The organism is Streptomyces sp. DH37, assembly GCF_029813835.1.
In the GTDB taxonomy this organism is placed as follows: domain Bacteria; phylum Actinomycetota; class Actinomycetes; order Streptomycetales; family Streptomycetaceae; genus Streptomyces.
Map to the genome: position 1 here is coordinate 1 of NZ_JARVKV010000116.1, position 8,806 is coordinate 8,806.

Here is an 8,806-nt window from a genome sequence, read left to right on the forward strand (position 1 = left end):
GGGGGGGGGGGGGGGGGGGGGGGGGGGGGGGGGGGGGGGGGGCGGGGGGGGGGGGCGGGGGGGGGGGGGGGGGGGGGGGGGGGGGGGGGGGGGGCGGCGTGACCGGTCACGCCCACCGTGAGCAGCGCGCCGTCGGCGCCGACGCGTACGTCGTGGAGCGCGCGCCCGTGCTCGCCGATCCGCCGGCGCAGCTCGCGCAGCCAGCGCGCGGCGGCCTCCAGGGCGTCGGCGGGGTCCTGACCGCGGGACGGCTCCAGGCGCACGGTCAGCTCCAGGCCCTCGGGTGCGGGCAGGAGCGGGGCGTGCGCGGGAGCCGGGCGGTGGGACTCCCCGGCCGCGGCCGGCGCCGGGGAGTCGTGCGCCGTGTCCGGGGCGGGCGGGGCGTACGCGTTCACCAGGTCGGTGAGCGATGCGAAGGCCACCAGCCGCCGGAAGGAGGGGCGGTCCGCGCCGTGATCCTCGATGGCGTTGGCCAGCCGGACCACGTCCAGCGACGTCGCCCCGGCGGCGAGGAGCCCGGTGCCGAAGTCGGCCTGCGGCCCGAGGATCTCGCGCAACACCGCCTCCAGGGCGCTGCGGCCGGTTCCGCCGGCGGGGCTTCCCGCGGCGGGAGCGGCGGGGGCGGCGGGTGCCTCCGGGACGGCGTCGTCCGCCGCCGGGCGGGGTCCGGGTACCGCCGGCAGGAGGCCGGAGGAGGGCCCGGCGGGGGGTTCCTCCCGCCGGGGGGAGCGGAACGGGTCGGGGAGCCTCTTGTGGTCGACCTTGCCGTTGTCGCTGACCGGGAGGGCATCCAGCCGGACGTACCGGCCGGGGAGCATGTAGTCCGGGAGCCGCTCGGCGAGCGCGCGGGTCAGCTCCCCGTCCGTGGGCGCGGCGGCCCCGCCCGAGGCCGCCGGGGAGACGTAGGCGACCAGCCGGGGCCTGCCGTCGGGCCCCGGAACCGCGGCGGAGACGGCCTGCCGGATTCCGGGGACGCGGCTCAGGGCCGCGTCGATCTCGCCCAGTTCGATGCGGTGGCCGCGGACCTTGACCTGCCGGTCGGTGCGGCCCAGGAACTCGATCTGCCCGTCGGGGCGGCGGCGGCCGAGGTCGCCGGTGCGGTAGAGCCGCTCCCCCAGGACCGGATGGACGGCGAACCGCTCGGCGGTCTGGGCCTCGTCGCCGAGGTAGCCGCGGGCCAGCCCGTCGCCGGCGATGAACAGCTCCCCGTCGACCCCCACCGGGCACGGCCTGCCGTCGGCGTCGAGGACGTGGAAGAACTGCCCGCGCAGCGGACGGCCGTAGGGGATGCTCGGCCAGCCGGGGTCGACCTCCCCCACGGGGTAGGTGATGGACCAGATCGACGCCTCGGTCGCCCCGCCCAGGCTCATCACGCGGGCGCCGGGGGCCAGGGCGCGCAGCCGGTCGGGCAGGGTGACGGGTATCCAGTCGCCGGAGAGCATCACCAGGCGGAGGGAGGCCAGCCGGCGGGACGCCTCACCGGGGTCGGCCTCCGCGTACTCCACCAGCATCTCCAGGAGCGCGGGGGCGGTGTTCCACACCGTCACGCGGTGCTCGTCGACGAGTTCGCACCAGTGCTCCGGGTCGCGCTGCCGCGCGGTGTCGGGCAGGACGAGCGCCCCGCCGGCGCCGAGGAGGCCGAAGACGTCGTAGACGGACAGGTCGAAGCTGAGTGCGGACAGGGCGAGCACCCGGTCGTCGGCGGTGACCGCGAACCGGTCGGTGATGTCGTCCAGGGTGGTCCGGGCGGCCCGGTGCTCGATCGCCACGCCCTTGGGCGTCCCGGTGGAGCCGGAGGTGAAGATGGCGTACGCGAGCTGGTCCGGGCGGGCCTCCGCGCGCACCGCCGCCGTGGGGCCGTCGGCGTTCGCCCGTCCGTCGGCGCCGACGCTCAGGGAGCGTACGCCGGAGGGCAGCCGGGCGGGCGCGCCGGCGGCGGACAGGGCGAGCCGGACCCGGGCGCGGGAGCAGACGGCCTCGATGCGGGAGGCGGGCCAGGCGGGGTCGACCGGCACGTATCCGGCGCCGGTGCGGGCGACCGCCAGTACGGCGGCGATCTGCGCCGGGCCCTTGGGGAGCGCCACCAGCACCAGCTGCCCGGGTCCGGCGCCCTCCGCCGCCAGCCGTCCGGCCAGGCGTTCGGAGCGTTCGGCCAGCTCGCCGTGGGTCCAGCCGGTGCCGGGGGCCAGGACGGCCGGGTTGCCGGGCAGGTCCTGCGCGGCTCGGCGCAGCGGGCCGTCCAGGAGGGGCCCGCAGTCGCCGTAGGGGGCGCAGTCCAGGCTCTCGGGTTCGATGAAGGCCGGGTCCCAGCCCAGTTCGATGCTGTGCCACGCCCCGTCGTCCTTGGCCAGCAGGAGCAGCAGCCGCTGTTGGGCGTCGGCGAGCCCGTCGGCGAACCCGGCGGGGAACGCCTCGTCCACGGCGTCCCAGAACAGGCGCAGGTCCCCGTCCTCCTGCCACACGAGGTGGTCCACGAGGACCTGGGGCGTCTGCGACACGCCGAAGACCTCGGTGCCGAGCGCGCGGGCGGGGGGCTCGTCGGTGCCGACGCCGAGGCCGGAGGTGAAGACCACGGGGTGGCGAACCGTTTCGGCACCGGCGGCCTCCCCACCCGCGGCGGCGGAGAGTTCGCGCATCACCTCGACGCCGGAGAACGAGCGGTGCTCGATGGCCTCCCACAGGGTGTGGTTCACCGCGCGCGCGTGGTCGGCGAAGCCGGTCCAGGTCAGCGGATCGGGAGGCGTGACCCGGACCAGCGCGGTCGTGGTGAAGTCGCCGACCAGGTGCTCCACTCCGGCCACGTCCTCGGGCCGGTCGTAGAGGGTGGTGTTGACGGCGAACGGCTCGGTGGCGCCCCAGCGGGCCAGCACCAGCGAGAACGCGGCCAGGAGGACGGAGGTCGGGCTGACCCCCTGCCGGGCGGCGCGCTCGCGCAGTTCCCGCCACTCCGCCGCGTGCAGGCGGCGGTGGCGGCGGGTGAAGCGGGCGTTCCTGATGTCCCGGGGTGCGGTGGTGTACGGGAGGGCCGGACCGTCCGGCAGGGCGTCGAGCCGCTCCCGCCAGTAGGCGCGGTCACGCGCGCGGCGGGCCAGTTCGGCCGGGTCGGTCGGCCGCCGTCGCACGATGTCGGTGAACTCCCTCTCCGCGGTCGGCAGTTCGGCGTCCGGGTCGGTGAGGAGTTCGCCCCACTGGCGCATGAGCAGCCGCCAGCTCGCGAAGTCGATCACCAGCACGTCGAAGCCGATCAGCAGCCGTGTCCGGCCGTCCGGCAGCAGGACGGCGTGCAGGTCGAACAGCGGCCACTCCTGGGCCGGCCGGAGCTGGTGGGACCGCTGCTCGCGCAGGTCCGCCAGTGCCGTCTCCACCTCCCGGTCCGTCGCTCCCCGCAGGTCGGTGCGGCCGATGGCGTAGCGGGGCGGCTCGGCGAGCGTGCGCTGGCGTCCGTCGCGGCCGATCACGGTGCGCAGCATGGGGTGGTGGCGGACGAGGCGGTTCCACGCCGCTTCCAGCCTGTCGAGGTCGTCTTCCGGGTCGGGGGCGGACCGCCGGCCGGGGCCGCGGTCGTACTCGTGGTACCAGAAGGTGGCCACGCCGCCCAGCGGGAAGTCCTCGCCCCGTCCGGCCCAGTAGGCGGCCTGGACGGGGGTGAGCGGCGCGGTGCCGTGCACGGCGTCGGCGTCGGCGTCGCGCACGGCGTCGGCGCCCGGCCGGTCCGCCGGCTGCGGTGCGGCGGCGTCCGGCTCCGCCGCCCGGTCCCCCCTGCCGCGTGCCGCCGTCCAGTCGAGCAGCAGCGCGCCCACGGTGCGGTCCCCGAGGAAGGCCGGCAGCGGGAGCCGCACGCCGGTGTGCCGTTCGACCGCTCTGCGCAGCCGCAGCGCGCCGAAGGAGTCCACTCCGAGGTCGCCCAGCCGCAGGCCGGGCCGCACCTCGGCCGTACCGCGGGCGGCGGCCTCGGCGATCAGCGACAGCAGGGGTTCGGCCCCCGCGGGGAACTCGGCGAAGTTCCCGGTGTCGTCGATGGTTCCGTCGGGTCGGCTCATGTCGGATCCCCCGTTCAGGTTGTCGAAGCCATGGCGGAATCCGTACCGCCTCGCACTTCGCGACCAGACTTATCGACAACGAAAACGATTGTCAATTAATGTGTGCGCCGGAGCCCGCCGCGCCCGCCGGTCGGCCGCTCCCCGCCAACACCCCTGCCCGGAACGAGGTTTCGCCGTGAGCGCCGACACACGGCCGTCAACGACCCAGGACACGCGGCCGTCCGACGCGGCCCCGGAGACCGCGGCGGACGGCCCCGCCGCCGGCGCGCCGTGGGAACTGCTCCGCCTGGTGCGTCCGGTCCGCGGTCGCCTCGTCCTGGCGGCGGCCGCCCAGACGGTGGCCGTGCTGGCGTCCCTGGTCCCGCTCGTGGCAGTGGCCGAAATCGGCCGCGCCCTGCTCGCCGGCCACTCCTCCGCCGCGTGGCGCGCGGCGTGGATCGGCGCCGGCGCCGTGCCGGTGCGGGCTCTCTTCCTCGCCGCGGCCACGACCCTGACCCACCTCGCCGACAACGACCTCCAGCTCCTGCTGCGCCGCCGTCTGGTGGACCACGCCGGACGGCTGCCGCTGGGCGCGCTCGACGGCGGAAGCGCCGGGGCGCTGCGCAAGGCCGTGGCGGACGACGTGTCGGCCCTGCACCACGTGGTCGGGCACACCCTGCTCGACCTGGTGGCCTCCGTGGTGGCGCCGGTCGCCGCGCTGGCCTACCTGTTCGCCGTGGATCCGCTGATGGCCCTGGTGACGCTGGTCCCGGTGGCCGCCGGTCTGCTGCTGCACCGCAGAGCGCTCGGCGACGCCGCGGCGCGCATGCCCGAGTACCACGCGGCGACCACCCGGCTGAACTCGGCCGCCGTGGAGTTCGTCCACGGCATCACCGTGGTCAAGACGTTCGGGCAGGCGGGCCGGGCACACCACCGCTTCGGCGAGGCCGCCGCGCGGTACGCGGACTTCGTCTCCGCCTGGGCCCGCTCGGTGACCCGGTACACCGCGTGGAGCCGGATCGCCTTCTCCCCCGCGACCGTCGTGCTGACCGTCCTGGCGGGCGGCACCGCCCTGCTGCAGGCCGGCCGGCTGGAACCGCCGGACCTGCTGCCCTTCGTGCTGCTGGGACTGGGACTGACCGCGCCCGTCCTGGCCCTCGGCTACGCCACCCAGGACCTGCGCACCGCCCAGACCGCGGCCGGCCGCATCCGCCGCCTGCTCGCCCGGCCGCCCCTGCCCGGCCCGCGCGCGCAGAGGCGCCCCGACGGTGCCCGGGTGGAGTTCGACGGCGTCCGCTTCGCCTACGACGGGCGCGGCGAGGTGCTGCGCGGCGTCGACCTCGTCCTCGAACCCGGCACCCTCACCGCCCTCGTCGGCCCGTCCGGCGCGGGCAAGTCCACCCTGGCCGCCCTTCTGGCGCGCTTCCGGGACGTGACCGCGGGCGCCGTGCGCATCGGGGGCGCGGACGTCCGCGACGTACCCGCGGACGAGCTCTACCGGCACGTGGGCTTCGTCCTCCAGGAGACCCGGCCGCTGCGCGGCAGCCTGCGCGAGAACATCCGGCTCGGCCGCCCGGAGGCGGGCGACGACGAGGTCGAGGCAGCGGCCCGGGCCGCCCGGATCCACGACCGGATCACGGAGCTTCCCCGCGGATACGACACGGTCGCCGGCGACGACGTCCGGCTGTCCGGCGGGGAGGCGCAGCGGATCGCGATCGCGCGGGCGCTGCTGGCCGACCGCCCCGTGCTCGTCCTCGACGAGGCGACCGCGTCCACGGACCCCGAGTCGGAGGCCGCCATCCAGGACGCGCTGGCGACGCTCGTGGCCGGGCGGACCGTCCTGGTGATCGCCCACCGGCTGGCCACCGTGGTGGAGGCCGACCGGATCGCGGTGCTGGACGGGGGACGGCTGGTGGAGCAGGGCCGCCACGACGAACTCCTGGCCGCCGGCGGCCGGTACGCGGCGCTGTGGCGGGCGCAGTACGGCACGGGCGGGCGGCCGGCGGCACACCGCCGGCCCCGGCGCGGCGAGGGACGGACCGGCACGCCGGGCCACGAGGAAGGGAACACGCGGTGATCCGCCGTCTGTCGGAACTCCTGGACCGCGAGGAGCGGGCCCGGCTGCGGCGCGCGCTGCTGGGCACGGCGGCGTCCGCCGCCCTCCAGGGGGCGGCCTTCGCGCTCCTCGTGCCCCTGCTGCGCGTCCTCCTGGACGGCCGGCACCCCGAGCGGGCCTGGCCCTGGGTGGCGGCGCTCGCCGCCGTGGCCGTGGCCCACGCGGCGGTGACCCACCCGTCGGTGGTCGCCGCCCGGAACACCGGGTACGCCCTCTCGCGCGCCCTGCACGACCGCCTGGGCGGCCATCTGGTGCGCCTGCCGCTGGGCTGGTTCTCCGGCCGGAGGGTGGGCACGGTCGGCCGTCTGGTCACGTACGACGTGATGAACGTGATGAGCGTCCCGGCGCACCTGCTGGAACCGCTGGTGCGGGCCACCGTCACGCCCGCCTGCACGGTGCTGGTGATGCTCGTGGTCGAACCCCGCCTGGGGCTGGCCGCCCTGGCCTGCGCTCCGGTGATCGTGCTGGTCCACCGCGTGACGGGGAGGCTGGTGCAGCGGGCCGAGCACGCCGCGGACGCGGCGGCGGCGGAGGCCGGGGCACGGGTGGTGGAGTTCGCCCGCGAGCAGCCGGTGCTGCGCGCGTACGGCAGGACCGCCCGGGGGGTGCGCGAACTCGACGACGCGCTCGTGGCGCAGCGGCGGGCGGGCCGTCGGATGATCCGGGTGGCGCTCCCGGGACTGGCCGGATTCGCGCTGACCGTGCAGGCGGCCTTCGTCCTGCTGCTGCTCCTGGGCACCGGCCTGGCGGTGGACGGCACGGTCGACGCTCCGGCGCTCCTGGCCCTGCTGGTGCTGGCCGCGCGATCGGCCGAACCCCTGCTGACGGCCGCCGAGCTGGGCGCCGCGCTGCGCATGGCCGGGAACTCGGTGGACCGGCTGCAGGAGGTGTTCGACACCGCTCCCCTGCCCGAGCCGGCCACCCCGGGCCGTGTCCGGGACGGCTCGATCCGGCTGGAGGGGGTGAGCTTCGGCTACGGGGACGAGCCGGTCCTGCGGGACCTCTCCCTCACCGTGCCGCCGGGCGCCACCACCGCGCTGGTCGGGCCGTCCGGGTCGGGCAAGACCACCGTCACCCGGCTCATCGCCCGCTTCTTCGACGTGTGGGAGGGCACGGTGGAGGTGGGCGGCACCGACGTGCGGCGGCTCTCGCAGCGGGAGCTGATGTCCCACCTGGCCCTGGTCTTCCAGGACGTCCACCTGTTCGACGGGACCCTGGAGGAGAACATCCGGCTGGGCCGGCCCGGCGCCGGCGAGGCCGAGGTGCGCGACGCCGCGCGGCGCGCCCGGGTCGACGAGATCGCGGCCCGGTTCCCGGACGGCCTTCGCACCCGCGTCGGCGAGGGCGGCGCCCTGCTGTCGGGCGGAGAGCGGCAGCGCGTCTCCATCGCCCGCGCCCTGCTGAAGGACGCGCCGATCGTGCTGCTGGACGAGGCGACCGCCGCCCTGGACACGGAGAACGAGGCCGCCGTCCTCGACGCCCTGGAGGCGCTCACCGCGGACCGCACCGTCCTGGTGATCGCCCACCGGCTGGAGACCGTGCGCACGGCGGACCGGATCGTGGTCCTGCGGGAGGGGCGGATCGCGGAGTCGGGGCGCCATGACGAACTGCTCGCCCGAGGGGGCCCGTACGCGGCCTTCTGGAGCGAGCGCGAGCGCGCCCGCGGCTGGCGGATGCGCGCGGTACCGCAGGACGAGGATGAGAGGGGACGGCCGTGTACGACGTCATCGTGATCGGGGGAGGGCCCGCCGGGCTGGGCGGGGCCCTGCCGCTGGGACGGCAGCGCCGCAGGGTGCTGGTGGTGGACGGGGGCCGGCCGCGCAACGCGCCCGCCGAGGAGATGCACATGTTCCTGGGGCGGGACGGATTCCCGCCCGCCGAGCTGCGCCGCATCGGGCGTGAGGAGCTCGCCGTGTACCCCTCGGTGGAGTTCCGCGGCACCGAGGTGGTCTCGGTCTCCGGCGGACCGGACGCGTTCGAGGCGGTGCTGGACGGCGGCGAGCGGGTGCGGGCCCGCCGCCTGCTGCTCGCGACGGGCCAGGTCGACGAGATGCCCGGGATCGAGGGCTTCGCCGAGCTGTTCGGCCGGGGCATCTACCACTGCCCGTTCTGCCACGGGTACGAGACCCGGGAGCAGCCGCTGGCCGTGCTCGGCTCGGACGCCGGCCACGCCATGCTGGCGCTCTACCTCACCGACCGCTTCTCGGCGGACGTGGTGCTGTGCACCCTGGGCGGCCGGGCCCCGCAGGAGCTGCGGGACCGGCTCGCCGAGCGCGGCGTGCGCGTGGAGGAGGAGCCCCTGCAGAAGGTGGAACGGCTCTCCCCCACCGCCCTGCGGCTGCACTTCTCCTCCGGCCGCACCCTGGACCGGAGCGCCTGCTACCACCGCCCGGCCCACGGCCAGCACTCCGCGCTCGCCTCCGAGCTGGGATGCGAGCTGCTGCCCGACGGCACGGTCAGGGTGGACGAGCGGCAGCGCACCACCGTGCCGGGTGTGTACGCGGCCGGGGACATGGCCCGGCTGGAGGCCTTGCCCGCGCCGCTCGCCTTCGTGATCACCGGTGCCGCGGACGGTACGCGTGCCGCGATCTGGATGGACCAGGAGCTGTTCCTGTCCGACATGGGGCTGCGGCCGCCCGCCTGAGCCGGCAGGCCGCCCCCGGGGGCGGCC

At 76.7% G+C, this 8,806-nt stretch carries 4 protein-coding genes; 3 read left to right on the top strand and 1 reads right to left on the bottom strand.

The annotated features are described in order from the left end of the window. Positions 1-4,040 (bottom strand): amino acid adenylation domain-containing protein (locus QC029_RS29855; RefSeq protein WP_279558975.1); only part of this gene is annotated, 4,040 nt, incomplete at its 3' end. Between the two features lie 175 nt (positions 4,041-4,215). Between QC029_RS29855 and QC029_RS29860 the strand changes: the two genes are divergently transcribed. Genes QC029_RS29860 through QC029_RS29870 form a run of 3 tightly spaced genes read left to right on the top strand, consistent with a single transcriptional unit; the run spans position 4,216 to position 8,779 of the window. After that, positions 4,216-6,096, top strand: a complete 1,881-nt coding sequence (locus QC029_RS29860) for an ABC transporter ATP-binding protein (protein ID WP_279558976.1) — start codon at positions 4,216-4,218, stop codon at positions 6,094-6,096. Further along, positions 6,093-7,868: an ABC transporter ATP-binding protein gene (locus tag QC029_RS29865; protein WP_279558977.1), complete on the top strand. Its 1,776-nt coding sequence runs from the start codon at positions 6,093-6,095 to the stop codon at positions 7,866-7,868. Before QC029_RS29860 ends, QC029_RS29865 begins: the two co-directional genes overlap by 4 nt. Continuing rightward, a complete protein-coding gene (locus tag QC029_RS29870) occupies positions 7,850-8,779 on the top strand; it encodes an NAD(P)/FAD-dependent oxidoreductase (protein WP_279558978.1) in 930 nt (309 codons plus the stop codon). Before QC029_RS29865 ends, QC029_RS29870 begins: the two co-directional genes overlap by 19 nt. Positions 8,780-8,806 lie beyond the last annotated feature (27 nt).